Annotated in this window: 24 protein-coding genes and 1 tRNA gene; 9 read left to right on the forward strand and 16 right to left on the reverse strand. The window is 62.1% G+C overall.

Annotation, left to right across the window (positions count from 1 at the left end; genetic code table 11):
* Positions 1-37: 37 nt before the first annotated feature.
* The 4 genes from ASE36_RS17930 to ASE36_RS17945 all read right to left on the reverse strand — a co-directional run bounded on the left by ASE36_RS17930 (position 38) and on the right by ASE36_RS17945 (position 4,556).
* On the reverse strand, positions 38-1,813 hold the full coding sequence (locus ASE36_RS17930; protein ID WP_062283061.1) for a methyl-accepting chemotaxis protein: 1,776 nt from the start codon (positions 1,811-1,813) through the stop codon (positions 38-40).
* Positions 1,814-2,099: 286 nt separating this feature from the next.
* Entirely contained in the window at positions 2,100-2,597 is a 498-nt protein-coding gene (gene gpt / locus ASE36_RS17935) for a xanthine phosphoribosyltransferase (protein WP_062283838.1), read from the reverse strand.
* 222 nt (positions 2,598-2,819) lie between these two features.
* Positions 2,820-3,662, reverse strand: a complete 843-nt coding sequence (locus ASE36_RS17940; protein ID WP_062283064.1) for a universal stress protein — start codon at positions 3,660-3,662, stop codon at positions 2,820-2,822.
* A 108-nt stretch (positions 3,663-3,770) separates the two neighbouring features.
* Positions 3,771-4,556 carry a competence/damage-inducible protein A gene (locus ASE36_RS17945; protein ID WP_062283067.1) on the reverse strand — a complete coding sequence of 262 codons (786 nt, stop codon included), beginning with the start codon at positions 4,554-4,556 and terminating at the stop codon, positions 3,771-3,773.
* A 192-nt stretch (positions 4,557-4,748) separates the two neighbouring features.
* On the opposite strand from ASE36_RS17945, the gene wrbA reads away from it, so the two are divergent.
* The 3 genes from wrbA to ASE36_RS17960 all read left to right on the forward strand — a co-directional run bounded on the left by wrbA (position 4,749) and on the right by ASE36_RS17960 (position 5,983).
* Complete coding sequence (gene wrbA, locus ASE36_RS17950; RefSeq protein WP_062283070.1) at positions 4,749-5,345, forward strand: NAD(P)H:quinone oxidoreductase type IV; 597 nt, start codon at positions 4,749-4,751, stop codon at positions 5,343-5,345.
* A 155-nt stretch (positions 5,346-5,500) separates the two neighbouring features.
* A complete protein-coding gene (locus ASE36_RS17955; protein ID WP_062283074.1) occupies positions 5,501-5,764 on the forward strand; it encodes a PilZ domain-containing protein in 264 nt (87 codons plus the stop codon).
* Positions 5,765-5,897: 133 nt separating this feature from the next.
* A tRNA-Leu gene (locus tag ASE36_RS17960) sits at positions 5,898-5,983 on the forward strand.
* A 6-nt stretch (positions 5,984-5,989) separates the two neighbouring features.
* Here the strand turns inward: ASE36_RS17960 and ASE36_RS17965 are convergent.
* Positions 5,990-6,598 carry a hypothetical protein gene (locus tag ASE36_RS17965; RefSeq protein WP_244474798.1) on the reverse strand — a complete coding sequence of 203 codons (609 nt, stop codon included), beginning with the start codon at positions 6,596-6,598 and terminating at the stop codon, positions 5,990-5,992.
* 134 nt (positions 6,599-6,732) lie between these two features.
* Positions 6,733-8,187: a TrkH family potassium uptake protein gene (locus ASE36_RS17970; RefSeq protein ID WP_062283077.1), complete on the reverse strand. Its 1,455-nt coding sequence runs from the start codon at positions 8,185-8,187 to the stop codon at positions 6,733-6,735.
* A gap of 134 nt (positions 8,188-8,321) precedes the next feature.
* Between ASE36_RS17970 and ilvA the strand changes: the two genes are divergently transcribed.
* Complete coding sequence (ilvA, locus tag ASE36_RS17975; protein WP_244474804.1) at positions 8,322-9,536, forward strand: threonine ammonia-lyase; 1,215 nt, start codon at positions 8,322-8,324, stop codon at positions 9,534-9,536.
* 16 nt (positions 9,537-9,552) lie between these two features.
* Here ilvA and ASE36_RS17980 read toward each other — a convergent pair whose 3' ends face one another.
* The gene (locus tag ASE36_RS17980) at positions 9,553-10,542 is read right to left on the reverse strand and encodes an alpha/beta hydrolase (RefSeq protein ID WP_062283084.1); all 990 of its coding nucleotides are present in this window, start codon (positions 10,540-10,542) and stop codon (positions 9,553-9,555) included.
* 111 nt (positions 10,543-10,653) lie between these two features.
* Here ASE36_RS17980 and ASE36_RS17985 point away from each other — a divergent pair, with 111 nt between their 5' ends.
* A complete protein-coding gene (locus tag ASE36_RS17985; RefSeq protein ID WP_062283087.1) occupies positions 10,654-10,971 on the forward strand; it encodes an HlyU family transcriptional regulator in 318 nt (105 codons plus the stop codon).
* A gap of 103 nt (positions 10,972-11,074) precedes the next feature.
* Positions 11,075-14,305 carry an ammonium transporter gene (gene amt / locus ASE36_RS17990; protein WP_244474799.1) on the forward strand — a complete coding sequence of 1,077 codons (3,231 nt, stop codon included), beginning with the start codon at positions 11,075-11,077 and terminating at the stop codon, positions 14,303-14,305.
* Positions 14,306-14,386: 81 nt separating this feature from the next.
* Here the strand turns inward: amt and ASE36_RS17995 are convergent, their stop codons facing one another.
* On the reverse strand, positions 14,387-14,998 hold the full coding sequence (locus ASE36_RS17995; RefSeq protein ID WP_062283091.1) for an FMN-dependent NADH-azoreductase: 612 nt from the start codon (positions 14,996-14,998) through the stop codon (positions 14,387-14,389).
* A gap of 130 nt (positions 14,999-15,128) precedes the next feature.
* Between ASE36_RS17995 and ASE36_RS18000 the strand changes: the two genes are divergently transcribed.
* Positions 15,129-16,067: a LysR family transcriptional regulator gene (locus tag ASE36_RS18000; protein WP_062283851.1), complete on the forward strand. Its 939-nt coding sequence runs from the start codon at positions 15,129-15,131 to the stop codon at positions 16,065-16,067.
* 62 nt (positions 16,068-16,129) lie between these two features.
* On the opposite strand, the gene ASE36_RS18005 is transcribed toward ASE36_RS18000, so the two are convergent.
* The 4 genes from ASE36_RS18005 to ASE36_RS18020 form a co-directional block, all read right to left on the reverse strand.
* Entirely contained in the window at positions 16,130-18,118 is a 1,989-nt protein-coding gene (locus ASE36_RS18005; RefSeq protein WP_062283094.1) for a bifunctional 2',3'-cyclic-nucleotide 2'-phosphodiesterase/3'-nucleotidase, read from the reverse strand.
* Positions 18,119-18,226: 108 nt separating this feature from the next.
* A complete protein-coding gene (locus ASE36_RS18010) occupies positions 18,227-18,565 on the reverse strand; it encodes a PilZ domain-containing protein (RefSeq protein ID WP_062283098.1) in 339 nt (112 codons plus the stop codon).
* 174 nt (positions 18,566-18,739) lie between these two features.
* Positions 18,740-19,075 (reverse strand): PilZ domain-containing protein, encoded by a 336-nt coding sequence (locus ASE36_RS18015; RefSeq protein WP_062283100.1) that lies wholly within the window; start codon positions 19,073-19,075, stop codon positions 18,740-18,742.
* A gap of 176 nt (positions 19,076-19,251) precedes the next feature.
* Positions 19,252-19,713 carry an Lrp/AsnC family transcriptional regulator gene (locus tag ASE36_RS18020; RefSeq protein WP_062283104.1) on the reverse strand — a complete coding sequence of 154 codons (462 nt, stop codon included), beginning with the start codon at positions 19,711-19,713 and terminating at the stop codon, positions 19,252-19,254.
* A 159-nt stretch (positions 19,714-19,872) separates the two neighbouring features.
* Here ASE36_RS18020 and ald point away from each other — a divergent pair, with 159 nt between their 5' ends.
* A complete protein-coding gene (gene ald / locus ASE36_RS18025) occupies positions 19,873-20,991 on the forward strand; it encodes an alanine dehydrogenase (protein WP_062283108.1) in 1,119 nt (372 codons plus the stop codon).
* A 132-nt stretch (positions 20,992-21,123) separates the two neighbouring features.
* On the opposite strand, the gene ASE36_RS18030 is transcribed toward ald, so the two are convergent.
* The gene (locus ASE36_RS18030) at positions 21,124-22,224 is read right to left on the reverse strand and encodes a catalase family protein (RefSeq protein ID WP_062283110.1); all 1,101 of its coding nucleotides are present in this window, start codon (positions 22,222-22,224) and stop codon (positions 21,124-21,126) included.
* Positions 22,225-22,365: 141 nt separating this feature from the next.
* On the reverse strand, positions 22,366-22,917 hold the full coding sequence (locus ASE36_RS18035) for an OmpA family protein (protein WP_062283113.1): 552 nt from the start codon (positions 22,915-22,917) through the stop codon (positions 22,366-22,368).
* Positions 22,918-23,193: 276 nt separating this feature from the next.
* On the opposite strand from ASE36_RS18035, the gene ASE36_RS18040 reads away from it, so the two are divergent.
* On the forward strand, positions 23,194-24,105 hold the full coding sequence (locus ASE36_RS18040) for a DUF4344 domain-containing metallopeptidase (RefSeq protein WP_082511205.1): 912 nt from the start codon (positions 23,194-23,196) through the stop codon (positions 24,103-24,105).
* A gap of 19 nt (positions 24,106-24,124) precedes the next feature.
* Here ASE36_RS18040 and sseA read toward each other — a convergent pair whose 3' ends face one another.
* Both sseA and ASE36_RS18050 read right to left on the reverse strand, forming a co-directional pair.
* Positions 24,125-25,549, reverse strand: coding sequence for a 3-mercaptopyruvate sulfurtransferase (sseA, locus tag ASE36_RS18045; RefSeq protein ID WP_062283116.1), 1,425 nt, complete (start codon positions 25,547-25,549; stop codon positions 24,125-24,127).
* Between the two features lie 22 nt (positions 25,550-25,571).
* Entirely contained in the window at positions 25,572-26,309 is a 738-nt protein-coding gene (locus ASE36_RS18050; protein ID WP_062283119.1) for an alanyl-tRNA editing protein, read from the reverse strand.
* Positions 26,310-26,327 lie beyond the last annotated feature (18 nt).

A 26,327-nucleotide genomic window follows, 5' to 3' on the forward strand; every position in this document is an offset into this window, starting at 1 on the left:
CCCGGATCTCCATGGGAGGTAAGTGAGAGAGTGACGTTCAGGCGACGCGGCGCATCTCTTCACCGGCGCCGTCGAGATCGAAGCGGTTGGCGGCCTGTTGCAGCACACGGCTCTGGGTCAGCAGTTCGTGGCAGGCAGCCGACGTCTCCTCGACCATGGCGGCGTTCTGCTGGGTCGCCTGGTCCATGCCGTTGATAGCCTGGTTGATTTCCTGCAGGCCCGAGGATTGCTCGCGGTAGGAGGCAACCATGGCCATGATGGTTTCGGTGATGGTGCCGATGCGGCCTTCGATCTTGAGCAAGGCTTCACCGGTTTCGTTGACGAGGCTGACGCCGCCGGCGACCTCGGTGCTGGAAACGGCGACGAGTTGCTTGATTTCCTTTGCCGCATTGGCCGAGCGCTGCGCCAGCTCGCGAACTTCCTGGGCCACGACCGCAAAGCCCTTGCCAGCCTCACCGGCGCGGGCCGCTTCGACGCCGGCATTGAGCGCCAAGAGGTTGGTCTGGAAGGCGATTTCGTCGATGACGCCGATGATCTGGCCGATCTGCGACGAGGAGTTCTGGATCCGGTCCATGGCACCGATGGCGCGGCGCACGACTTCGGCGCTCTCACGGGCTTCCGCCTTTGCCTCGCCGACCATCTGGCCCGCCTGCTCGGCCTTGCGTGACGAGGTCTGCACGGTCACGGTGACTTCGTCCAGGGCCGCTGCCGTTTCTTCGAGCGTCGCCGCCTGCTGTTCGGTGCGCTTGGCGAGTTGCTGGGTCTGGTCGGCCAGTTCGCCGGCGCCGTTCTCGACGGCGATGGATGCCGTTTTGATCGAGCTGATCGCTGCCGTGACGCTCTCGACCATCGCGTTGAAATCCTGGCGCAGCTGGGTGAATTCCGGACCGAGATCCTGCAGCTGTGCCGCAAGCTTGCCTTGCGCCAGCATGGCAAGCGCATCGCCGACCCGTTCCATGATCAGCCGCTGGGTTCGGGCGCTCTCCTCGGTGAGTTCGGTGTTGCGAGCCCGTTCACTGTCGATGGTGCGCTGCTGTTCCTCGGCCCGCTGGCGGTCGGCAAGGGTGGCGATGGCATCGCGGCGGAACTGTTCGAGCGCACGGGCAAGGAAGCCGATTTCGTCGCCGTTTTTCTGATAGACGACGGGTGTTTCGAGGTCGCCAGCCTGCAGCGCCGAGATGCGGGCGCTGAGCGTGCCGAGCGGCGTGCCGACAAGGCTGCGCATGGCGATGAGGAAGGCGAAGATCGCAACCGTAATAACGGCCGTCTGCGCGCCGATCGATACCATGGCATTGCGCTTCACCGTGGCCTGCATCTTCTGGGCGGACCAGGTTGTGTAGACATAGCCGGAGATCTTGCCCGCCTTGTCGCGTGGCAATGGAGCGATGACCGAAACGACGCCCGATCCGAGATTGCTCTCATCGAAGACCAGGGCTTCAGGCGGCGTTTTGAGCGCGGCAGTAATCGCGTCGTCCGCAGCAAGTCCCTCGACGCCGTCGCGGCGCCAGCTGTTGACCATCTTGAGGTCTGCCGTCAAAGCGGCGAACTGGACAAGGTCGAGATCCGGATTGTCACGGTAGAGAGTATAGGTTTCGGCAACGGCGTCCGCCTTGCCCCATTTAACGCCGCCGGCGGCAAGAGACGCGAACTGATTGGTGTCCTTGCCCCAGCTGGCTTGAGACAGGCCGAGCATGGTGCGGCTCTGGTCGACCCAGTTATAGGTGGCGAGGCCGACGATCCCCACCAGGTTGATCACGACGATCAGCGTCGCCAGTTTGAAGGTCAGGGACAGGGAGTTCAGGACACGGAGCATCTCGGGACACGACCTTCCGACGGTTTGCAGGGTCTGGAGAGACGAAACACCATGCGCGCGCAATACAGTCAGTCATGACCGACGAGCCTCTCAAGGCTGCTGTCGCATGAGGGGACGGTAATATTGGAGCGTTAATATATCCTGAAATGCGAAAATACTGTCCAATGTTAGGGTAAACGATCTGTGCGGCGTGAGGCGCACTCTGGAATTGCATGAAAAAAGCCCGCTCACGGGTGTGAGCGGGCTGCATTGAAGGGGGGGCTTGAAGCCTCGCGTGGAGGGGACTTTAACCTTTGGATCCCTTGGCGATCGGCTCCTGATAGGTGAAACCCATGTCCCAGGGGAAGTAGATCCAGGTGTCCTGAGAAACCTCGGTGACGAAGGTGTCGATGGTGGGCACGCCCTTCGGCTTGGCGTAAACACAGGCGAAATGCGCCTTCGGCATCATCTCGCGGACCTCCAGCGCCGTCTTGCCGGTGTCGGTCAGATCGTCGACGACGAGCACGCCGGCGCCACCATCAGTCATCAGCTCGGCGGTGATGCCCTTCAAGAGGCTGAGTTCACCCTGGTTGACGTAGTCGTGGTAGGACGCGATGCAGACCGTCTCGATCAGCCGGATGTTGAGTTCGCGGGAGATGATGGCCGCCGGCACGAGCCCGCCGCGCGTGATGCAGACGATGGCGCGGAACTCCTGGCCGAGCCCGGCGAGGCGCCAGGCGAGCGCACGCGCGTCGCGGTGAAACTGGTCCCACGAGACCGGGAAGGCTTTATCGGGAAGAGACATGCGAACGGCTCCGCTGACTTGAAGGTTTATGTCCACGCCGAGGACGGCGCCTGCAACCGAAGCCCGCATGGCCGGCGCGCACAAGGCCCGCCCCAAACGCGTTTCGCGCGGCTTGAACCGCGCGAAACCCTTAGCCTTTGCAGGCTCCAGTCATTGGTCTTGCTCATAGCGGGAATCCCGAGCCTCTGGCAAGAGCTTGTGCGGGGACCCGCGGCCTGCCCGTCACCGCGACAGCAGTGTGAGTGCCGTCATCGAATCGAGCAACGTACGGGTAACGCCGCCGAACAGCATTTCCCACCAGCGCTTGTTGCCATAGGCGCCCATCACCAGCAGGTCGATGGAGCCGTCCGACAGGCGGTTCTCGATCGCCATGGCGGGTGCAAGCCCGCTCTTCTGCTGGCTGTTGACCGACACCTTGATGCCGTGGCGGGCAAGCGTCGCGGCAATTTCGACGCCGGCCATGTCTGCGGTCTGGGCCGCTGTTTCGGCAGCGTCCACGGAAAAGATCTCGACCTCTTCGGCCGCGAGCAGGAAGGGCAGGGCGTCGAAGGTCGCCCGCGCAGCCTCGCGCGAACCGTTCCAGGCAATCAGGACCCGGCGGATCGGCTGCGGTGTGGTCAGGATGTGAGGAATGAGCAGTACGGGGCGACCGCTTTCGAAGAGAAAGCTTTCAAGCTCCGATCGTGCTTCAGAAAGAAGGCCGCTTTCACCCTGCGCGGCGATGACCAGATCGCTGCTGCGGGCGCTATCGACCAGGGCTGCCGAATTGAAGCCCGACGACGTGACGAAGCTGCGCCATTCATGGGACAGGCCTTCCCGCCGCGCCGCTTCGCGAAACAGCGTCTCGACCTCTTCGGTTTCGCGATGCGCCATATCCTGCAGGGCCTGGACCGTCACCGGATCCGGGATCTCCATCGGCGCGACCAGCGGCACGACGGCAACCGCCTCCGCATGGGCGCCGATGACATGCGCCTGAAACTGGTTGGCCAAAGCCACCGCGAAATCGGTGACCTGGCGGGTGTTTTTCGGTGTGTCCAAAATGGCGAGAAGTGTCCGGTAACTCATGATCGTCTCCTTCTGCGGCCCTTAAATCGCGTCCGCCGGAGATAACTATGGGTTCCATATGGCGGTTCCGCCTTGACCTCGGTCAAGCCGGAACGGTGTTTGCTCGCCTCACGCCACCTCTCCGGTGCCGAGATCGCGGCTGAGCGCCGCCTGTTTGTCCGAGCGAATGGCCTCGATCATCAAGTCCACGTCGGCCGCTGCGGCATCGACCAGCGCCTGATCTCTGGCTCTCACGATCAGCTCGGTCGAGAAGCGGATGCCGTCGAAATGGGGATAGGAGCCGATGGAAGTTTGCGGATGGGTTTTCTGGATTACGCCGAGAGCCGTTCCGATATCGCCTTCGCCGAAGGGGCAGGCAATTGCCCGGGATATGACCCGCTGACCGGCAGGCAGCTCCGACACGACATGGGCAACCATGGCCTGGAAAACCTGCGGCACGCCGGCCATGACATGCACATTGCCGATGATGAAGCCCGGTGCTGTGGAAACCGGATTGGGAATGTGGCGGCTGCCTTCCGGCATGCGGGCCATTCGCTGGCGAGCCTCGGTGAAGGGGAGGCCACGACCGGCATACATGTCGCCCAGCAGTTTCATCGCGTCGGGATCGTGAAGGCAGGGGACGCCAAAGGCCTTCGACACGGCGTCGGCCGTGATGTCGTCATGGGTCGGGCCAATGCCGCCCGAGGTGAAGACATAGGTGTATTTTGCGCGCAAGGCATTGAGCGCCTCGACGATCGCATCCTCTTCGTCCGAAACGATCCGCACTTCCTTGAGGTCGATCCCCGCCACGGTCAGGAGATCGGCGAGATGGCCGATATTCTTGTCCTTGGTCCGGCCGGACAAAAGTTCGTCGCCAATGGCGAGCATGGCAGCGGTCTGGATGGTGGTGGTCATGGAAATATCCTGTGAAACGGGGCAGGCGGGCTGGGCCGACACTTCACGCTTTTCTGGCCGCGAGAAGAAGTAAAGCCCGTGTTTGATTGAACACTGCGTTCCCGCTGCCGTGACTGGTCGCCGGTCTGGAATGCGCTACATCTGGCGCATCCATTAGCGCGGCGGGGCCGCATATTCAAAGGGAGATACGACATGGCGAAGGTACTGGTTCTCTATTATTCCGCATATGGCCACATCGAAACCATGGCCTATGCGGTGGCCGAAGGCGCAAAGTCGGCAGGTGCCGAGGTCACCGTCAAGCGGGTTCCGGAATTGGTGCCCGACGATGTTGCCAAGGCCTCCTATTACAAGATGGACCAGAAGGCCGAGATCGCCTCGCCGTCGGAACTCGACCAGTATGACGCGATCATCGTCGGCGCTGGCACCCGTTACGGCACGGTCGCCTCGCAGATGCGCAACTTCTGGGACCAGACCGGCGGCCTCTGGGCCCAGGGCAAGCTGACCGGCAAGCTCGGCTCGATGTTCACCTCGACCGCCACCCAGCATGGCGGCCAGGAAACCACCATCATGGGCTTCATCCCGACTTTCCTGCACCACGGCATGGTCTATGCCGGCCTGCCCTATGCCTTCCAGGGCCAGATGGGTGTCGAACAGGTCAAGGGCGGTTCGCCCTACGGCGCCTCGACGATCACCGACGGCGACGGCTCGCGCCAGCCTTCGGACATCGAGCTGGAAGCCGCCCGTTTCCAGGGCGCCCATGTGGCAAAGCTGGCAGCCAAGCTCGCCTGATCCGATTCGCATAGGACATAAGGAAGGGGCGGGAGCAGTTCCGCCCTTTTTCGTGGTTATCTCTCACGATCTATAAAATGCGAAGCTTTGGCTTGAGGATGCATTCATCGCGCCGTGCGATCATGTGACCGTCAACACAGACGGGACTTGAAGCCGTGCAGACCGATGAAAAACGCCGAGAACCCAGATTGCGGGCTTTTAAAGCTGGCCGTGCCGTTATCTCCGGCGGCTATTCGACGTTCGACTGCACGGTCCGAAACCTGTCTGCCGGCGGCGCGAAAGTCGTCTTCGAAAACACCGCCGACATCCCGGCCCATTTCCGCCTGCGCTTCGAAGACGGCACCTCGCACGACTGCGAAGTCCGCTGGCGCACGCCCCGCGAAGTGGGCGTGCAGTTTCTGGATGCCAGGGCGGGGTGATGAGTGGCCTTTGGCGCCGCGTTCCGCGCGCCACTATGCCATCCCCTTTTGACGACCAGCCATGCGTCCCGTACCGTGTCCCCCGTTTCGACCCTTGACGCCTGCGCGCAACTGGATGAAACAGGGCGCGCATGCGGACGTGGCGAAACTGGTAGACGCAAGAGACTTAAAATCTCTCGGCCTTAGGTCATGCGGGTTCGATCCCCGCCGTCCGCACCATCAACATCAAGGTTTCTTCTCCTCCAGCGTGAACGGCAGCTCGAAGGGCACGGAGCGCTCGGCGGTCACGTCGTTGATCGTGTAGCGCAGGACATAGGTGCCGGGCGGGGCGCCGGCGACGTCGAGGGTCAGGTGGGTATAAACTTCCTGTGCCGGGGAATGGGCGGTGAAGGTGAAGTTGCCGAATTCCTTTTGCAGCGCGAGCGTCTTGCCCTTGTCGTCCGAAAGCTCGAGGTCGACGGTGAAATGGGCTTGCTGCAGGTCGCCGGCGGTTGGTTTCCATTGCAGGCCGAGGACCTCGACATAGGCGAGGATCGGTTCGCCACTGGCGAAGATCGGCTCTTTCTTCGCGGTATAGGCGCGGTAGGCGGTGGGCGTTTCCGTGACGAACAGCGCGCGCGGCACCGAAAGCGGCAGATTGGCGGTAAAGCGGGCCATGCCGGCATGGATGGCCTCGAAGGCGCCGGCCGGGTCGCCGCTGGCAGCCTTGCGTTCGGCCTCGGCTGCGGCGTCGAGCAGCGGGCCGGCGAGAAGCGGCGGCACGAAGAGACAGACGGCGAAGGCGGTCAGGAGACCATGGCGCAGGCAGCCGCCCATGACTGTGTCGAAACGCATGTGATTCTCATCCTCATTCCCCGTCTATTAGGAGTGTGGAAACATCCGGCCCTGATCGTCAAGGTCCAGGTGTGGCCGTGATGGCGGACGCGGTCTTGCCGGCGCTGGATGAGGCAAAGTAGGGCGGGCGGGGATCAGGATTTCCAGAAGATCGGCACCAGCAGCACCAGCATGGTCAGGACTTCCAGGCGGCCAAGCAGCATGGCGAGCGACAGGATAAGCAGTTCCGGATCGTGCATCATCGTAAAATTGCCGACCGGGCCGATCAGCGGACCGATGCCGGGACCGACATTTGAGAGCGCCGTGATGACCGAGGACGTGGCCGTGGCGAACTCATAACCGGCAAGCGCCATGGCCATCGAGCCGATCGCCCAAATGAAGATATAGGCGCTGAAAAACAGGAAGACGCCACGCTGGGTGTCGGCGTCAACGATCTGGTTGCCGTACCGCACCGAGTAGACCGCATTGGGATAGATCAGCCGCTTCAGCCCGGAAACGATGATGTTGAACAGGATGACGAAGCGATAGGCCTTGATGCCGCCGGCGGTGGACCCTGAGCACCCGCCCATAAAGGTCGCGAAGAAGGCGGCGGCGACCGCAAACGGCCCCCAGAGGGTATAATCTTCGCTGGAAAAGCCTGTTGTCGAGAGGATCGAGGAGAAGTTGAAGAAGGAATGGGTGAGAGCAACCGGCAGGGAAATGCCGTTGTGCAGATGGTTGTAAAGCCCGGCGGCGAGAGCAAAGGCAACGATGTAACCGAGGAAGACGAGGATCTGCGGGTCGCGCAGCGCGTCAAGCCGTCCCTTCACCACCAGCACGATCAGGATCGAGAAGGGGAGACTGCAAAGCGTCATGAAGAAGGTCGAGATCCAGAGGATCGTCAGGCTGTCGAAATAGGCAAAGGACGTGTCGTGGTTGCCGAAACCGGCCGTCGCTACCGTCGAGAAGGCGTGCACGATCGCATCGAAATGGCTCATCCCGGCGACGTCGTAAGCGACAATGCAGGCAAATGTGATCGCGACATAGACGGCCATGAAGGCGCGCGTGAAGGTCGCGATCCGGGCGAACGGCTTGTCGCCGATGTCGGAGGATTCCATCTTGAAGAAGGAGACGCCACCGACCCTGAGGAAAGGCAGGACGAAGAGGCCGAGGGCGACGATCCCGATGCCGCCGAGCCAGGCGAGCAGACCCCGCCACATCAGAATGCCGCGCGACATGGTGTCGAGGCCGGAAATCACGGTGGAGCCGGTCGTGGTGATGCCGGAAATCGATTCGAACAGCGCCTGGGCAAACGTCAGGTCGAGGTTCGAAAAATAGAGCGGAATGGCGCCGACCACGGAGAACACGGCCCAGAGCACGTTGACGAGCAGGAAGCCCATGCGCTTGCTGAAGGCTGGCGGAGGGCCGCGCGTCGCCATGGCGGCGGTCAGCGACATGCCGCCGACGAGCGCTGCCGAGACCGTGAAGACGGACCAGTCGTCGGAACCGTAATAAAGATCCACCATGGCGGGGATCAGCATGGCCGTCGAGAGATAGAGACCGCAGAGCGCGGCGATGTAGACGACGGAACGGAACAGAGTGGCGTTCAAGGAATGTCTTCCGTTGGTTGGCAGTGCAAAGAAGCTTTGTCTCTGCCCGGTACCTATGCCATAGCGGGAGCCGGTTTAAAATTCAACGGAGGGGCGCGGTGACGCCGAAGGAAGTCGATGACGCGCTGCAGGCGATGCGGGGGCTTTTTGCCGAAACGCCGTTGCAGTTCAACGATCACCTGAGCGCAAGATACGGCGCGAGCGTCTATCTGAAGCGCGAGGATCTGACGCCTGTTCGATCCTACAAGATCCGCGGCGCCTTCAATTTCCTGCGCAAGATCGTCGCCGACAGCCCCAAGGACACCACCTTCGTCTGCGCCTCGGCCGGCAATCATGCCCAGGGTTTTGCCTATGTCTGCCGCCATTTTGGCGTCCAGGGCGTGGTCTTCATGCCGGTAACGACTCCGCAGCAGAAGATCGACAAGACCCGCACCTTCGGCGGTGAATTCATCACCATCCGCCTGGTCGGCGATATCTTCGACCAGTGCTATGCCGCGGCCCGCGACCATGTCGAGGCGATCGGCGGCTATATGGTGCCGCCCTTCGACCATCCCGATATCATCGAGGGCCAGGCGACGGTCGCGGCCGAAATCGTCCAGCAATTGCCGGATGGCGTGACGCCGGATCTGGTGGTCATGCCGGTCGGCGGTGGCGGCCTGTCATCGGGCATGACCGGCTATCTGGCAGAGCGGCTGCCGACCGATTCCATGGTGTTTTGCGAACCGGCGGGTGCCCCCAGTCTGCATCACAGCCTTGAAGCCGGTACCGTTGTGACCCTGCCGAAGGTCGACAATTTCGTCGACGGCGCGGCCGTCGCCCGCATCGGCGACCACAATTTCGCGGCCCTCAGGCATTTCCGGGCCGATCAGGTGATGATCGTGCCGGAGAATGCGATCTGCGTGACCATAACCGAGATGCTGAATGTCGAAGGTGTGGTGTTGGAGCCGGCCGGCGCCCTGTCGCTGGCAGCGCTCGACCTTCTGCCGGAGGAGAGGATTGCCGGCAAGACGATCGTCGCCGTCGTCTCGGGTGGCAATTTCGACTTCGACCGTCTGCCCGATGTGAAGGAGCGCGCGATGCGCTATTCGGGTCTGAAGAAATACTTCATCCTGCGCCTGCCGCAGCGTCCCGGCGCACTTCGCGACTTCCTCAACCTGCTCGGCCCGGAAGACGATATCGCCCGCTTCGAATATCTGAAGAAGTCGGCGCGCAATTTCGGCTCGATCCTGATCGGCATCGAGACGGGCAATCGCAAGAACTTTGCCGATCTCTTCGCTCGTTTCGATCAGGCGGGCCTGGGTTTCGAAGACATCACCGATAACGAGATCCTCGCCAACCTGATCATCTGATCAGTCGGCGGGAATGTCAGCAGATGCCTTGACCGTGGATCCAGTCGAGGATCGCTTTGGCAACCGGCTCGGTCGTCTGCGGTGAATAGGTGTCGCCGGCGATCACATGATTGTTGGCGTCGCCGGTGATGCCGGGATCGAAGCTGGCATGCGGGCCGCCCCAACGGGAAGCGATGGCGGCTGTCAGAGCCGGTCGCACCACCAGGTCCTTTGCCGATGATACGAAGAGCGCCGGGACCTTGATCTCTTCGACCGGCGTGAAGACGGAAAGCCGCACGGCTTCAGCCATCGGGATCAGCGCCTCGACGGGATAGTCGGTGGTCCAGTTGTGGGCGTTAAGTTCATTGACCGGCTCAAAGCCGCGCCGCGCGCCGATGACAAGATGGGCGATCGCGGCAGCAAAGGGACCGGTGAGCAGGAAACTGCCGGAGGCCTGGACACCGTAGTTCGGCGACAGGAGCACGGTGGCGGCGACGCGGTCGGCAAGACCGGGCCGGGCGAGCGCCCATGTCACGAGCGACGCGCCGGTCGAGGTGGCGATGATAATCACACGCTCGCCGAGCAGGCGCCCGATATCCAAGGCCTCTTCGACAGCCGCTGTCCAGTCGCCGATGGAGGCCTGCCCCAAGGCATCAGGATCGTCGAGTCCGTGACCCGCCAGACGGGCGAAGAAGAGATTTGCGCCGAGACTTTTCGCCAGGATGTCGGGCAAGGGGCGCATTTCGGCCGGGGAGGCGGAAAAGCCGTGGACATAGACCAGGGAAAGCGCGGTTCTTGAGGGATGGAGCGGGTCTGCCCAGACAATCTGTTTGTGAAGCCCCTTTCGGATCGGGCCGGCTTTGGCCTCTTCGCCAGCAAGAAAGGATGAGATGGTGGTGATGTCCACCTCTGCGGGCAGGCCCATCTTCCGCTCAAGGGCGAGATCGGGTGGCCAGCGGTAGACGGCGATCAGAGCGAGACCTGCGATGATGACGGCGGCGGCAAACAATCCCATGGCGGCTCGCATGTGTGGAATTCCCCCAGTCCCTTGAGACCGGATGGAAGCTTAACAGGAGTGTCGCTGGATGGAAGCTTTGCATGGCTTTCGCTTGGGCATCGGTCATGCTAGAAAATTCGCATGTCCATTCTGTCCAGCATTCTCTCCATCTTCACCGGCGGTCCTTCAAAATCCGCCGAGGTCGCCGCCGCCGATCCGCTGTTCTACAAGGATTGCCTGATCCATGCCGCACCGATTGCCGAAGGCAGCCAGTACCGGCTGGCGGGGCGAATCGAACGCGATGTTGATGGCAAGCGCCTTGAGCGCAGCTTTATCCGCGCCGATGTTTTCTCGTCCCGTGATGACGCTGTCGAAGGCACGTTTCGCAAGGCCCAGCAGATCATCGACCAGAACGGGCCGTCGCTGTTTGGCGACGGGGCGGAAAAGCGCAGCGTCTGACGCTGTTTTCGACGCATTTATGACGGTTTCCCTGATCGCGCTCACGCATTGTTAATGATGCGTCGCAACAATCCATCCCGATATTGTGTTTCGGGTTGTTTCAGTGATTTTCATCTCCCTCCGCCGATCTTCCTCCCGGATATCTCTGGCCGCCGCAGCACTGCTCGTCGCCTTGCCGGTCACGGCGCAGGATCAGATGCAGGTGGCGGCGCACGCTGCCGATCTCGCCTGGCTGATGGCGGCGGCCGGCATGGTGATGATGATGCAGGTCGGTTTTCTGTTGCTTGAGGCCGGCATGGTCCGCTCCAAGAACTCGATCAACGTCGCTCAGAAGAACCTGCTGGATTTTGTCTTCGGCGTGGTGGGGTTTGCCACTGTCGGTTTCATGCTCGCCTTCGCCCCGTCAAGCTGGTTGCCTTTCGGCTTCTCTTCCGACTTCTTTCTGCTTGGTCATCTCGACAGTTGGGTGGCGGGCTTCTTCGTTTTCCAGGTCATGTTCTGTGGAACCTCGGCGACCATCGTCTCGGGCGCGGTTGCGGAGCGGATGAAGCTCTCCGCCTATGTCTGGGGCTCGATCGCGCTCTCCACCCTGATCTATCCGATCTTCGCCCACTGGGTCTGGGGGGCGGCCCTCGGTCCCAATCCCGGGGCGTTTCTTGCCAATCTCGGCTTTGTCGATTTTGCAGGCTCTACGGTGGTGCATGCGACAGGCGGCTGGATCTCGCTTGCCGCCTGCCTCGTCATCGGCCCGCGCCGCGGCCGGTTTACGGCGGACGGCAAACCTGTCCGCATGGCCGGGCACAATCCGGTTCTCGCGACCACGGGGGCGCTGATCCTGTTTTTTGGCTGGATCGGCTTCAACGGCGGCTCGACGCTGGCGGCCAATGCCGATGTCGCCCCGATCATCTTGAACACCGTGCTTGCCGGCGGCATGGGTACCTGTGTCGGCTATGCGATCGGCATTTATCAGGACGGCGTGGTGCTGCCGGAAAAGGCACTGTGCGGCATGCTGGGTGCCCTGGTGGCGGTGACCGCCGGATGTCACATCCTCGATCCTGGGGGCGCCCTTCTGGTCGGCGGGCTCGGCTCGACCGTTGCCGTCTTCGGCAACCAGTTCATCGAGGAGCGCATGCGCGTGGACGATGCGGTCGGCGCCATCTCGGTGCATGCCTTTGCCGGGGTTGCCGGCACTCTGGCTCTTGCTCTACTCGCCCCTGCCGATCGGCTTCCGGCGGGAAGCCGGTTTGACCAGCTCTATATCCAGCTTTTCGGCTCGGCGTTGAATTTCTACTGGGCCTTCGGCCTCGGCTATGCCTTCTTCTGGGGGCTGAACAAGCTCACACCCATCCGCGTCTCGGCGGAGGTCGAGGATATCGGCCTCAACATCGCCGAGCACGGGACCCGCCTTGGCGTGGGCCATGTCGAGGACGCGCTCGGCAAACTGGTGTCTGGCAATGCCGACCTGCATGACCGCCTGCCGGTCGATCCCGGCGACGAGGCGGAGAAGTTGACGCTGCTGTTCAATCGGCTGATGGACAACATCGAGCACGAGGAGCGCCAACGCAGCGAGCTGCAATCCAAGGTGCGTGATCAGGAGGAATCCGAGCGGGTTACAGCCATTGCAAACGCGACCTTCGAAGCGATCGTGATGCATGAGGAAGGCGTCATCATTGATGGCAACGAGCAGCTTGAGGTGCTGACCGGGCGCCCGCTTTCGCAACTGATCGGCATGTCGATCTTGGATCTGGTCGACGAGGAGGGACGCCGGATGCTGAGGCAGGATCTGACGCCGGCCCCGGGTGTATCGCGCGAATTGCACGTCGTCCAGCCGGATGGCACCGCCATTCCGGTCGAAGCGCGGGGCCGCAACATCGAGTATCGCGGCCGCAAGATCCGCATCAGCTGCCTGGTGGATCTGCGCGAGCGCAAGGCAAACGAAGACCGTATCCGTCATATGGGTCAGCATGATCCCCTGACCGGATTGCCCAATCGCGCTCTCTTCACCGACACGCTTGCCGCCCGCGTCGATAACGCCAATCGCGGCTGGGGCTGTGCGGTGGTTCTGGTTGATCTTGACCACTTCAAGGATGTGAACGACATCTACGGTCACCCGGCCGGAGACGAGGTGATCCGCGAGACCGCGCGGCGTCTGACGCATGAACTGGGTCCGCATGACATGGCCGCGCGCCTGGGCGGCGACGAATTCGCCGTCATCCTGGCCAATGGTCATTTCGAGGCGCAGATCGAGGATTTCAGCCGTCGGCTGGTCGAGGCATTCCGCAAGCCTTTCGACACGGGGCAGGGCGAGCGGATCAAATGTGGGGTCAGCGTCGGGGGCGCGCTCTGCCCCGACCATGCACAGACGCTGGAGGAATTGATTGGTCGGGCCGACGTTGCGCTCTATCATGCCAAGAAATCCGGCCGCAGCACCTTCCGCATCTATCGCAAGGGCATGGACGAACTGATCGAAAAGCGCCGGGCCCTGGAGGCCGATATCGAGCGAGGGCTGGAACGCGAGGAATTCGAACTCTACCTGCAGCCGCGTGTGGCTGCGCGCAGCGGTGACGTCGTCGGCTATGAGGCGCTCATTCGCTGGAATCATCCCGAGCGTGGCATGGTGTCGCCGGGCGATTTCATTCCCGTTGCCGAGGTCTCGGGCAAGATCATCGCACTCGGCGAATGGGTGATCCAAGAAGCCTGCCGTCTGGCGAGCCTTTGCCCCGGTCAACTGCATCTGAGCCTCAATGTTTCACCCGTACAGTTCCGCCACCCCGACTTCCTCAGCCATCTCGACCATATCGTTCGCGCATCGGGCATCGCCGCCGATCGGCTCGAGCTCGAGATCACCGAGAGCGTGCTGATTGATGACGACGAGCGGGCTCTCAGCATCCTCACCCATCTGAAGAGCGCCGGCTTCAGAATCGCGCTTGATGATTTCGGCACCGGCTACTCGTCGCTCAGCTACCTCAGCCGCTATCCCTTCGACGTCATCAAGATCGATCGCAGTTTTGTTGCGGCTCTGGGGACCGAAGAGGCGGCGAACGCCATTGTCCGCACCATCATCGATCTCGGTCGTGGGCTCGGTATGCGGGTGGTGGCCGAAGGGGTAGAGACGGTTGAACAGGCCTTGCACTTGAGCGAAACCGGCTGTGACGAACTGCAAGGCTATCTGCTCGGCAGACCGCTTCCGGCGGCAGAGGCGGTGACGGAGATCACCAATACGCTGGTGCGGGAACTGCAGCAGGTGGCGGGGCTTGCCGCCCATCGCGAGCGGCTGATGCGACGGGCAGGGGATCTGGCGGACACCACCCCCGCTCTCGCTTTCCGCGCGTGACGAGACGCAGAAACGAAAAAGACGAGCGGCGGTTTTGACCGTCGGTCGTCCTGTCCGGGGCGTTAAGCCTCGGGCGGTGGATTACGCAGCGAGCGCCAGCTCGGCAACCTTGGCATGGGCGGCAGCGACGGCCTTTTCGGCGGCTTCCGGACCATAGGCAACACCTTCGACATAAACCGTCTCGACCAGCTCGATGCCGAGGAAGCCGAGGACCGTCTTGAGATAGGGCTCGGCGTGGTTCATCGGGGCGCCGGGGCCTGAGGAATAGATCCCGCCGGCGGCGAGCACCAGATAGGCCTTCTTGCCCTTGGCAAGACCGACCGGGCCGTTTTCGGTGTAGGTGAAGGTGAGGCCGGCGCGGGCGATATGGTCGATCCAGGACTTCAGCGACGAATAGATGTTGAAGTTGATGAGGCCGGTGCCGATGACGATCGTGTCGGCAGCCATCAGCTCTTCGACGAGCTTGTCGGAAAGGGCGACGGCCTGCGATTCTTCCGCCGTGCGGGTATCGGCCGGCTTGCGGATCGCGGCGGTGAAGGTGCCGTCGACATGGTCGAGCTGGGTTTCGACGAGGTCACGCCGCACCAGCGACCCGCCGGCGGAGGCGAACTTTTCAGCCAGTTCCGTTGCAATCGCGTTAGAGAGGGATTCCGAGCCGCGCGGGCTGGAGGTGACGAGCAGGATGGACGACATGTGCAATTCCTCGGATGATGGAGAGCCTTGGGAGCAGGCCTGCCATGCATCTAAGGCCGACGACGCATCTATGAAACTGTGATAATCTAGATCGGTAATATCGAATAACTGGATGGATGATCACCGCGCCATGGATGCCAATCCCACCCTCGACCAGTTGCAGGTCTTTCTGGCCGTTGCCGATGCTGGCAGCTTTTCGGCTGCCGCACGCCTGCTCAATCGCGCCCAGTCGGTGGTCAGCTACACGATCGGCAATCTGGAGAGCCAGCTTGGCGTATCGCTGTTCGACCGGACCGGCACGCGCCAGCCGCGCCTGACTGACGAAGGCAGGGCCATGCTCACCGACGCCCGCCGCATTGTCGGCGATCTGCAGGTGATGCGCGCCAAGGTGCGCAGCATGCATCAGGGGCTGGAGGCGGAGCTGTCGATTGCCGTCAGCGTGTTGGTTCCGACGGGCGCGCTCTTGTCGGTGCTTCGCGACTTCCAGCGGCAGTTTCCGTCCGTGTCCCTGCGTCTTGAAATCGGCGAACTCGGTCGGCTGGTGGAACTCGTGCTGAGTGGACGCGCGACAATCGCCGTCGGCGGCGCGCTTGCCCGCCAGGACGACACGCTGATTGTCGACCGCATCGGCCACAATTTCCTATTGCCGGCAGCGGCTGCCGATCATCCGCTCACGCTCCGCAAGGGGCCGATCTCGCTGCAGGACGTGCGCGAGGAGACCCAGATCGTCGTCAGCGATGCCTCGGATCTGACCTCCGGCCGCGATTTCAATGTCCTGTCCTTCAAGACCTGGCGCGTGAGCGACATGGCGACCAAACATCAGCTGATCCGCGGTGGCCTTGGCTGGGGCGGGCTGCCTGCCTCGATCCTGCGGGAAGACCTGGCCTCGGGCCGGATCGTCCGTCTCGATCTTCCAGCCTACGAGCAGGGCTCCTACAATCTCTATGCCATCCGTCGGACGGACAATCCGCCCGGGCCTGCTGGCATGTGGCTGATCAGGGCGTTCGAGGACAAGCTGTCGAACTGCCCCGCCGACTTTACGGATTTTCCCCTTGCCGAAGCGATTTAAGGAATCGATTCAAACCCTTGAATCAATTCCCTATCACCCAACAAGGCCAGAAGGTCTCAGGGTCAGAGCGTCAGCCGGAACTTGGCAAAACCGTCCGCACCGTCGCCGGCATCCTCGATCTTGCCGCCCTTGAAATCGGCCAGCAGGTTGCGGGCGCGCGGACCCGTCTCGAAGGTGACGGTGGTGCCGGGGATGGGGGCGAGTGACCAGTTGCCGTCGGCTGACGGATTGATCGTGCCCTGGTCGACGATGTAGCGCACGATGATGTCGCGGTTGGTATCGGGGCCGACGAAGACCACCTTGCTCGAGTCGATCTCCGGGAACTTGCCGCCGCCGCCGGCGCGGTAATTATTGGTTGCGACGATGAAGGTCTGGCCGGGATCGATCGCCTTGCCGGCGAACTGAAGGTTGACGATACGGCTCGAGTCCGGATTGACCGCTTTCCCGTCCTTGTCGAATCGCGGCGGTTTGGTGAGGTCGATCTGATAGGTGACGCCGTCGATCACATCGAAATTATAGGACGGGAAGTCGGTGTTGATCAGGGCCGCATCCTTGGCACCTGGCTCGATTGTGTTGAAGATTCCGGCCGACATTTCCAGCCAGTTCTTCACCTGCTCGCCGGTGATCGCCACCGCCTGGATCGTGTTCGGATAGAGATAGAGATCCGCAACATTCTTGATGGCGATATCGCCGGCCGGTACATCGGTGAAATAGTCAGCCCCGCCACGCCCGCCGGCCTTGAAGGGGGCAGCCGCCGAGAGCACGGCCAGATCCTTGTAGGGACTGTCCTTCAGCATGTCGCGGATGTACCAGGTCTGGGCGAGCGAGACGATCTGCACCGAGGGATCGTCGGCGACCAGCGCGAAATAGGAATAGAGCGGCGCCGAGGTCTTGCCGACAGGGGTGCGCACATAATCGAGCGTCGCCTGATGCTCGGTCGCGACCGATGCGACGACTTCCGCCTTGTCGGTCGTGTCGGCCACCACCTTGCGCTTGTCGTCGCGGTGATAGATTGGCCGCGCTTCGCAGGTGAAGTCGATGATCTTCCAGCGCGATCCGTCCTTCTCGAGCAAGAGGTCGATCAGGCCCATGTGTGACCCCCAGAAGCCGGCCATGACCGCTGGCTTGCCGAGCAGTGTGCCTTTGACGGCGTCGGCGCCCGGCACGTCTTCGAAGTCCTTCGGCCCGGGGAAGACGAGGTGCTGGTGCCCGGTGAAGATCGCGTCGATCCCCTCGACGCCTGCGAGATAGAGCGAGGCGTTTTCCATGCGCTCGCTCTCGCCATGGCCGTCGATGCCGGAATGGGAAAGTGCAATCACGATGTCCGCACCTTCCTCTTTCATCTGTGGCACCCAGGCGCGCGCCGCCTGCAGGATGTCTCGGGTCTGCGCCTTGCCTTCAAGGTTCTTCGCATCCCAGAGCATGATCTGCGGCGGCACGAAGCCGATGAAGCCGACCTTGATGGGGCTCGTCGCGCCCGAGCCGTCGCGGATCTGCTTTTCGATGATGTGATAGGGCTTGAAATAAAGCTGGTCCTGCTTCGGATCCGAAGCGAGCTCGCCCTTGGTCAGGTTGGCGCAGACAAAGGGAAATTGCGCGCCGGAGAGCGTGTTGAACATGAATTCGAGGCCGTAGTTGAATTCATGATTTCCCAGCGTGCCGCAGTCATAGCCGAGCGTGTTCATCGCCTTGATGACAGGATGCACGTCGCCGGGCTTCATGCCCTTCTGATAGGCCATGTAGTCGCCCATCGGATTGCCCTGCAGGAAGTCGCCATTGTCGATCAGCATCGAATTGCCGGCCTCGGCACGAATGCCGTCGATCAGGCTCGCGGTGCGCGCAAGCCCCATCGTGTCGTTCGGCTTGTCGGCATAATAGTCGTAGGGCATCACGTTGACGTGGATGTCGGTCGTTTCCATCAGCCTGAGATGTGCCTGATTGCCGGCTGCCCGCGCCGCAAAGGGATGGAGCGCGATCAGCGTGGCGGAGGCCGTGAGACCTCCAAGAAAGGAGCGGCGGGTAAGAGGATAAAGGTCGACCAACGACGTCATGACATGTCTCCTGACGATGGACAGGTGCTGAAAGCGACCGATGTTAGGTCGCTTTCTCGACAGTTGCACCTGTAAAATGACAGGGGTGAGACGTTGGCGTGAGAACGGTCACGATGGACGAAGGTTTTTGGGGTCGCGGTGGAAGTTGCGGAAATAGGCGGTGATCTGCGCCACCATATTGCTCGTCTGCTCGAACTCCAGCCCCATCTTGCCCGCGCGATACCATCGCACGCTGCATTCGACGTGGCCAAGTTCGGCGCAGGTCAGCGTCACCGTGCTGCCGCGCTTGGCTTCGATCCAGCCATGCAGTTGCACCGCCATTCCCGTGCGGGAAATGTCGATGATGCGACAATCGAGTTTCTGGGTGAGGAATTGCAGGGAGGCCCGGATGTGGCAGCGGATGCGCTGGGCCCGACGACCGTCGGCGGTCTGTTGAATGGCAAGCATGAAAACTGCGCTCCATCGAAAAACAATGAAAGAAACGCAGAAAACCTCGGCCCGGCGCCTTAATAGCGCCTGACCGAGTTGATTAAGATGCCGTGGATCACCCCGGCATATTTCAGGTATTGGGAGGTCCTATCCCCAGTTTACCGTTAAACGGAGGGGGTGGCGAGTGATGCCTCAGCGGCTGAGAACCGGCCGGACTTCCTGGTGGAAGTTGCGGAAGTAGGCTGCGACCTTGGCGATCGAATTGCTGTTCGGCTTGAACATCACGCCGAGACGGCCGCCATAATTCCAGCGCACCACGCCCTCGAGAAGCCCGATATCCTCATTTTGGATCACCACCGAACTGCCGGCTGCGGCGTGCAGCTTGCTGGCCAGTTCGAGTGCCAGACCGGTACGCGAGATGTTGATGACGCGGCCATCGGCTTCCTGCTGCAGATGGCGGACCTTGCTGTCCATGCGCACGCGGCTGCGCGGCGCCTTGCGACCATCCATTCCGAGATTGTTGCTCATGGGTTCGTCCTAATGAAAACAATGACGAGACCTTACAACCCGTGCGTTAGATCCCGTTAAAACAAATCATTAGAATTTTCAGGATTCATGTTTCAACGGCGGGGACGCGCTGTGGCGTGGGTTCGCCACTCCCTGTGGCCCAAGCCGAGGCCAATTCTGAAGCTACGGGGATCGGGTCAGAGCCCCACATTGGGACGCTCGATGATTTCCCGCAGCGCAAAGCTCGAATTGATCTTCACGACATGCGGCAGCGCCGACAGCCAGTCGCGGTGGATGCGCTCGTAGTCTTCAAGATCCTTGGCCGCGATGCGAAGGATGTAGTCGTATTCGCCGGACATCAGGTAACAGACCAAAACGTTCGGACAGCGTTTGACGGCCGCTTCGAAATCGGTCAGCGTTTTTGCAAACTGGCCGGACAGCGAGATGTGGACGATGACCATCATCTTGTAGTCGATCGCCTTGTGCGACAGGCGCGCATGATAGCCGCTGATCACGCCCGATTTCTCCAGCATGTCGTGCCGGCGCGAGCAGGCCGAGGGGGACAGGCCGACCTTCTCGGCAAGCTCCGCATTGGTCATGCGGCCGTTCTCCTGCAGGGCTTTCAGAATGGCACGATCGATGGCATCCAGTTCCGCCATTCGCAGAAATCTCCGTTTGAGGTCGCTTCCACGCAAGAAGCTGCGAATTGTCTCACGCGGCAGCCGTCACTTTGCAAGGACATTTTGTGCCGGGAATGTTTGAATTTCCGTATCTGAAACGAAGCGGCTCAGGCCGCGCATAAAAGAGAGGAACGCTTCATGCGTGTCGGTTGCCCGAAGGAAATCAAAAACCATGAATATCGTGTCGGTCTGACCCCGGGAGCCGTCAGGGAATATGTGGCGCATGGCCATGATGTCCTGATTGAGACGGGTGCGGGCGCCGGCATCGGCGCCGATGACCACGCCTATATCGCCGCTGGCGCGAAAATCGCAGCCTCGGCCAAGGACGTGTTCGAAAAGTCCGACATGATCGTCAAGGTCAAGGAGCCGCAGCCCTCCGAATGGGTGCAGCTGCGCGAGGGCCAGATCCTCTATACCTATCTTCATCTCGCCCCCGATCCGGAGCAGACCAAGGGTCTGATCGACTCCGGTGTCACAGCCGTTGCTTATGAGACCGTGACAGACGAGCGTGGCGGCCTGCCGCTCTTGGCGCCGATGTCGGAAGTCGCTGGACGCCTCGCGATCCAGGCGGGTGCAACGGCGCTGCAGAAGGCCCATGGCGGCCGCGGCATCCTGCTCGGCGGTGTGCCGGGCGTTCTTCCCGCCAAGGTCACCGTCATCGGCGGTGGCGTGGTCGGCCTGCATGCGGCCAAGATGGCCATCGGCCTCGGCGCTGATGTCACCATCCTTGACCGTTCTCTGCCCCGCCTTCGCCAGCTCGACGACATCTTCGCTGGCCGCGTGCATACTCTCTATTCGACCATCGATGCGCTGGAGCAGGAATGCTTCTCCGCCGATCTCGTCATCGGCGCTGTGCTGATCCCGGGCGCTGCGGCGCCAAAGCTCGTCACCCGCGAAATGCTGTCCGGCATGAAGAAGGGGGCCGTCATCGTCGACGTCGCCATCGACCAGGGCGGCTGCTTCGAGACCTCGCATGCCACGACCCATTCAGATCCGACCTATGTCGTTGATGGGATCGTGCATTACTGCGTTGCTAACATGCCGGGTGCCGTTCCGATCACGTCGGCGCATGCGCTCAACAATGCGACGCTGGTGCATGGTCTGGCGCTTGCCGATCGTGGCCTGCGCGCGATTGCCGAGGACCGGCACCTGCGCAATGGCCTCAATGTCCACAAGGGCCGCATCACCAACAAACCGGTGGCCGATGCACTGGGCTACCCGGCGCATGCGCCGGAGGCCGTTCTGAACGTAGCGTAAGGTCGCACTCTCCGGTCGCCTTACGTTGCGTCAGGTCCGCAATCGTACTCTGTAACGCGGACGATCCGGGCCGGCCATCCCATCGGCCGGCCCGTTTTTATTTGAATTCAGAGATCAGATGGGGCTGATCCCTCAAGGCAGGTCTGGTCGTGTCCTCGGCTCATGCATGGGACAGCCGATCAGTTCGCTCCGGCGCTGCTGCGCCACCGGATAGACCTCTCGGCGAGCCCGCATCACATTGCCGAGCGGCCGGTGCACCTCAACGCCGCGCCAGGGGCGGAAGGTGAGGCCGTCGTCGACCGCACGCGAGCGGCCTTCGGACCATGAGGTTTGCGGCCCAACGCGGATGGTGGCAATCTCCAGGTAAGGGCTGTCTTCCTCCGGCCAGACCACCGAGGCGTCCTCGATTGGCTGGGTCTCAAGGTTGCGACAGAGCTGGGCGCGCAGGGTCCATTCGCCACCGAACCGCGTCATCACCCCGGCCACTTCTTCGCGCAGAATATCGGGTCCCTCCGACAGGTCGATCCTGAGATCGGTCAAGGCGCGAAAACTCTCCGAGCGCGGGACGATGTCTAGCTTGGCGACATAATCGCCGAAGCGCAGCGGCACCTGGGTGTAATAGCGTTCGCCGAGCGGGTGGGTTTCGGGATAGCCGCCCATGGCTTTGAGCGCACCGGCATCGGCGCCCATCGCCTCCAATCCTTTGACGATGGGCCTCAGAATCCAGCTGAGCGCGCCCTTAGCCCATTCCACCCGGTCGGTCGTGCGCGAGATCAGTTTCAGGTTCTTCGCAAAGCCTGCGGCATCGGGGGCAGCAAAGGCTGGTGCCGAGGCAAAGAGGAAGTCCTGCGTGGCATCGTCTTCGCTGCCGGGAAGGCGTACGCCCTCGACGTCGAACAGCTTGATGGCGAGCCCACGTGGCAGGGAGACGCTGTCACGCAACGGATCGCCGGGGATGGTCGAGATGCGGACGATCGCCGGATATATGCGGCCCGGTTCGGCAAAGATCCCCTGGCGCAATTCGGCCGGCAGATCAGGATGAACGGTGACACTGGCTTCGAGAAGCGCATGGCTCTTGGCGTGAACGCTGCGCTGGGCATGGCCGAGATCCTCATGCGTCTTTCCGATGATGTAGAGCATGCTCTCCTTGATGTCGTCGATGGCGACCTGTTCGTCGGCGTCGGGCGTCTCAAGATCGGCGCGGTAAGGGATCGGCGGGTTCGGCTGCAGCATCGGGTTCTCCGTTCGGATTATTCCAGCGGAGGGAACGCGACGCCAGGCGGCATGTTCCGGTGCGGTAATCGGGCAAGGCCCGGATGCGCGCCGGCGGGAACCGGAGGTGCCAGTCCCCGCTGGGGCAAGAGCCGTTGGATGTCAGCGGATGAAATCGTCGATCCGGCGGAGCGTCACCCGGCGGTTTCGCCATTCCGGCGCTTCCGTCGGCACGAGAAGATATTCCTCCCCATAACCCACCGTTTCCAGGAGGCGGGGCGGAATGCCGAATTCGCGCACGAGAACGATTCGGAGTGCCGCTGCCCGGCGCTCCGAGAGGATCTGGTTCGACATGGCCGAGCCGACCGCATCGGTATGGCCTTCGATCAGGAAGCGCACGCCGCGCCGGCGCCTCAGGATCTGCTCCATGGCGCGGGCGATCTGCAGCACCTTGCGGTATTCGGAGCGCGGAATCTCGGCGGATCCGGTGGCGAAGTTGATCGCCTGGATATCGATGGACGGCGCAGCACGACGCAAGTCCGGCCGGCGCTTGAACTCGTTCAACGTCACCCTGTTTTGCGGCGGCACCGGGCGCTGCGGCGCCGCATCCAACCGCCTGAGGATCATCTCCTCGCTCGGCGCGTCCTGGGCGAAGCCGAGAGAAGGGATCGCGAGTAGTGCGCCCATGCCTGCCAGAAACCTGCGTCTGTCCATGTCTGTCCTCCCTTATTGAACCATCGACAGAACCAGATTTGCACGGCCGCTGTGAATTGCAACTGAACCTCCTGTTGTTCGAGGTTCAAGCGTGCAGTTGGAAACGAGGCGCGACCGGAGGGAGAGCGGCAGGGCCACTTTCGTTTGCCGGTTGCTTCGAGGTGGTCTCAATGTGTGGACGCGCGTCGGGCCGGGCGAAAAGCGCAAAAATGGTGGTTCTTTGTAAACCGTCGCTCCGCTAGGCTTGCGATGACAAACCGGGTTAGGGGCTCGATCATGACTGCATTCAGGACCGCTTTTGCGGCCGCTCTCGTTTCACTCACCACCGCACTCGCCGTGGTGCCCACGCCCATGCGTGCTGCCGACCTGACGGCCGAGCAGATCGAGGAGGGGCAGAAGTTCATCGTCAACAATGCGCTGTTCATCCTCTTCCACGAATCCGGACATATGCTGGTGTCCGAGCTGGGACTGCCGGTTCTGGGGCGTGAGGAGGATGCCGTCGACGGTCTGTCCTCCGTCATGCTGCTCGAAAGCGAGGACGAGGATCTGAAGGCAGCGATGCAGGATGCGGCCGACGGCTGGTTCCTGATCGACGAGGCGAAGGGCGAGGGGCCGCAGGAGAGCGACTTCATCGACACCCATGGTCTCGACCGCCAGCGCGCCTATTCGATCGTCTGCATGATGTCGGGCGCCGATCCGGAATATTTCAAGACCTTTATCGACTCGCTCGATTTTCCCGCCGAGCGCCGCGAGGAATGTGGTGGCGAATATGCCAAGACCCGCGACAGCTGGTTCGGGCTTTTGGAACAGCACCAGGACGAAGCCAAGAAGACGAAGTTCACCGTGACCTATGAGCCGGCCAACAATCCTGACCTGCAGCCTTTCGCCGATCTTCTGCAGGAAAACCAGGTGCTGGAGGCGATTGAGGCGACCTATGGCGAGGGCTATGACATTCCCGACGGCATCAAGGTGACCGGCAAGACCTGCGGCACGGAAAATGCCTTCTGGCAGGAGAGTACCCGCGAGATTACCTATTGCTACGAGATGGCCGCCTACCACGCCGCCCTGATGGTCAACTACTTCTCCAACCAGGACGCCCCGGCCGACGCTTCGGCGGAACAGGCCGACGCGCCAACGCCGGAAGCCGAGGCCAACGCCAATACGGTAAAACTGAAATTGAAGAACTGAACGGGATCAGCGGGGCGGCTCAGCCGTCCCGCTTCATCAGCGCCATCAGCTCCTGTTCGGTCATCGGATCGATGAGTGCGTTATAGGTCGCGACCGGCGAGAAGCCGAACTGCTGATAGAGCTGCAGCGCGCGCGGATGGTCGAGCGAATTGGTGGTGACGGTGACCCGCTTCGGATTGCTCGTCCAGGCGGAATAAAGCGCCTGCAGCAGGAACCACTTGCCGATGCCGAGCCCCAGCCCGTGTTCGAACAGGCCGAAATAGGAGAGCTCGACCAGGTCATCGCTTTCCTGCGACAGCTCGTAGAAGCCGCAAGGCGCGCCATCGACATAAAGCACCGAGATCGACACCTTCGGATGGTGGATGATCGCCTTCAACTGTTCGTCCGTCATGCGCAGCCGCTCGTACCAGTGCCAGCGGGCGCCGACCTGGCGATGCAGGAAGCGGTAGAAGGCAAGCGGGATTTCATGCGTGCGCATGATCGCCGTCTGAATATTGACCGGCACCGGCAGGCTGGACTTCGGTGGTGACGTCATTTCGAGACGCGTCACATGGGCGGTGAGCGGCGCGGTCGCCTTGGAGGCGATTGGCTCGGCAGCGCCCGTCACAACAGGCGTATCGCTCTTTGAACCCCACTCCGACCAGGAGCCGTCATAAAGCGAATTGTCGCTATGCCCCAGGCTTTCGAGCGCAAGCGTCACGACGGCGGCGGTGACACCTGAGCCACAGCTGGTGACGACGGGATTGTTGAGGTCAATGCCGGCATTGGTGAAGATCGAGCGCAGGGTGGCGAGATCCTTCAGGCGGCCGTTTTCCGACAGCGAGGCGGCAGGCACGCTGCGCGCACCCGGCATATGGCCAGAGCGCATGCCGGCGCGCGGTTCCGGCTCCTCGCCGGTAAAGCGGCCGGCGGGACGGGCATCGGCAATCTGCTTCTCGCCAGTGTCGGCAATCGCAGACATCTGGTCGAAGGAGGTGAGCTTTGAGCGATCGAAGCGGGCTTCGAAGGTAACGGGCGCCGGCTCCGGCAGATCGGTCTCAAGCGGCCGGCCCTCGGCCTTCCAGCCATCCAGGCCGCCATCGAGCACATAGACCCGGCGCGCGCCCATGACCCGGAACATCCACCAGACACGCGGCGCGGAGAAGAAGCCGGGACCGTCATAGACGACGATCGTATCCTCAGCGGAAATGCCCAGTTGACCGACGGCCTGCGCAAAGAAGGACGGCGAAGGGAGCGAATGGGGAAGGCCGGTCGTGGTGTCTGCAATCACATCCTGATCGAAGAAGACCGCGCCGGGGATATGGCCGGCGGCATATTCGACGGCACCGTTGCGGTTTTGCGCCGGCAGATACCACGAGGCGTTGACGATCTTAAAGTCGGGCGCGCCCAGTTGTTTTTCGACCCAATCCGCCGAAACGACGAAGCGGCTTCTCTCTCCGGACATGCTGTTCTCCCGTGCCTTACTGTCAGGGGGAAGGGTCCGGGGCTCCAAAGCGTATACGGAACCGGCGGTTCTCCTTGCCCTTCTTTTCGATCTTGGCGATATGAATCGCGCCGACCTCCTGGGTCTCGGAAACATGTGTGCCGCCACAGGGCTGGCTGTCAACGGCGGAGTTCTCGCCAATACAGACAAGGCTAACGCGGCCGAGGCCGACGGGCGGCCGGACATTCTTCGACTTGACGATGCCGGGGTTGGCGGCAAGCTCCTCGTCGGTGATCCACTGGAGATAAATCGGATGGTTTTCGCCGACGAGCTTCATCAGGTCTGCCGTCACCTGATCCTTGTCGATCGTCTCGGACATGTCGAAATCGACCCGGCTCTCGTCCTCGCCGACGGCGGCCCCCGTGATCGGATAGGAACAGACGACCGACAGCAGGTGGCAGGCGGTATGCATGCGCATGAGCTTGTAGCGGCGGGCCCAGTCGACATGCAGCACGAGCGTTTCACCGACCAGGGGCAGGGGCTCGCCGTCGGCTGGGCGATGAAGGATGATATCCTTGGTGGCGCCGTGGCGCGTCTCCGAAAGCTGGATCCGGCTGCCGTCTTGCCGCTCGAAGAAGCCGGTATCGCCCGGCTGGCCGCCGGAAGCCGCATAAAAGCAGGTCTGGTCAAGTTCGACCGCGCCGTCCTCATGAACTGATGTCACCACCGCCTCCGCCGTCGAGAGATAGAAATCGTCGCGGTAGAGGGCGATGGTGGTCATGGCAGTGCTTTCAAAAAA

This window comes from Rhizobium sp. Root274 (assembly GCF_001429245.1).
GTDB lineage: Bacteria > Pseudomonadota > Alphaproteobacteria > Rhizobiales > Rhizobiaceae > Allorhizobium.

Bases quoted from the DNA above. Each gene is read 5' to 3' on its own strand.
- ASE36_RS18040 (WP_082511205.1), top strand. From the start codon at position 23,194: ATGACTGCATTCAGGACCGCTTTTGCGGCCGCTCTCGTTTCACTCACC.
- ASE36_RS17930 (WP_062283061.1), bottom strand. From the start codon at position 1,813: ATGCTCCGTGTCCTGAACTCCCTGTCCCTGACCTTCAAACTGGCGACG.
- ASE36_RS17940 (WP_062283064.1), bottom strand. From the start codon at position 3,662: ATGAGTTACCGGACACTTCTCGCCATTTTGGACACACCGAAAAACACC.
- ASE36_RS17985 (WP_062283087.1), top strand. From the start codon at position 10,654: ATGTCCATTCTGTCCAGCATTCTCTCCATCTTCACCGGCGGTCCTTCA.
- ald (WP_062283108.1), top strand. From the start codon at position 19,873: ATGCGTGTCGGTTGCCCGAAGGAAATCAAAAACCATGAATATCGTGTC.
- ASE36_RS18020 (WP_062283104.1), bottom strand. From the start codon at position 19,713: ATGGCGGAACTGGATGCCATCGATCGTGCCATTCTGAAAGCCCTGCAG.
- wrbA (WP_062283070.1), top strand. From the start codon at position 4,749: ATGGCGAAGGTACTGGTTCTCTATTATTCCGCATATGGCCACATCGAA.
- ASE36_RS17995 (WP_062283091.1), bottom strand. From the start codon at position 14,998: ATGTCGTCCATCCTGCTCGTCACCTCCAGCCCGCGCGGCTCGGAATCC.
- ASE36_RS18030 (WP_062283110.1), bottom strand. From the start codon at position 22,224: ATGCTGCAGCCGAACCCGCCGATCCCTTACCGCGCCGATCTTGAGACG.
- ASE36_RS17980 (WP_062283084.1), bottom strand. From the start codon at position 10,542: ATGCGAGCCGCCATGGGATTGTTTGCCGCCGCCGTCATCATCGCAGGT.
- ASE36_RS18010 (WP_062283098.1), bottom strand. From the start codon at position 18,565: ATGCTTGCCATTCAACAGACCGCCGACGGTCGTCGGGCCCAGCGCATC.
- gpt (WP_062283838.1), bottom strand. From the start codon at position 2,597: ATGTCTCTTCCCGATAAAGCCTTCCCGGTCTCGTGGGACCAGTTTCAC.
- ASE36_RS18035 (WP_062283113.1), bottom strand. From the start codon at position 22,917: ATGGACAGACGCAGGTTTCTGGCAGGCATGGGCGCACTACTCGCGATC.
- ASE36_RS17945 (WP_062283067.1), bottom strand. From the start codon at position 4,556: ATGACCACCACCATCCAGACCGCTGCCATGCTCGCCATTGGCGACGAA.
- ilvA (WP_244474804.1), top strand. From the start codon at position 8,322: ATGCGGGGGCTTTTTGCCGAAACGCCGTTGCAGTTCAACGATCACCTG.
- sseA (WP_062283116.1), bottom strand. From the start codon at position 25,549: ATGTCCGGAGAGAGAAGCCGCTTCGTCGTTTCGGCGGATTGGGTCGAA.
- ASE36_RS17965 (WP_244474798.1), bottom strand. From the start codon at position 6,598: ATGCGTTTCGACACAGTCATGGGCGGCTGCCTGCGCCATGGTCTCCTG.
- ASE36_RS18015 (WP_062283100.1), bottom strand. From the start codon at position 19,075: ATGAGCAACAATCTCGGAATGGATGGTCGCAAGGCGCCGCGCAGCCGC.
- ASE36_RS18000 (WP_062283851.1), top strand. From the start codon at position 15,129: ATGGATGCCAATCCCACCCTCGACCAGTTGCAGGTCTTTCTGGCCGTT.
- ASE36_RS18050 (WP_062283119.1), bottom strand. From the start codon at position 26,309: ATGACCACCATCGCCCTCTACCGCGACGATTTCTATCTCTCGACGGCG.
- ASE36_RS18005 (WP_062283094.1), bottom strand. From the start codon at position 18,118: ATGACGTCGTTGGTCGACCTTTATCCTCTTACCCGCCGCTCCTTTCTT.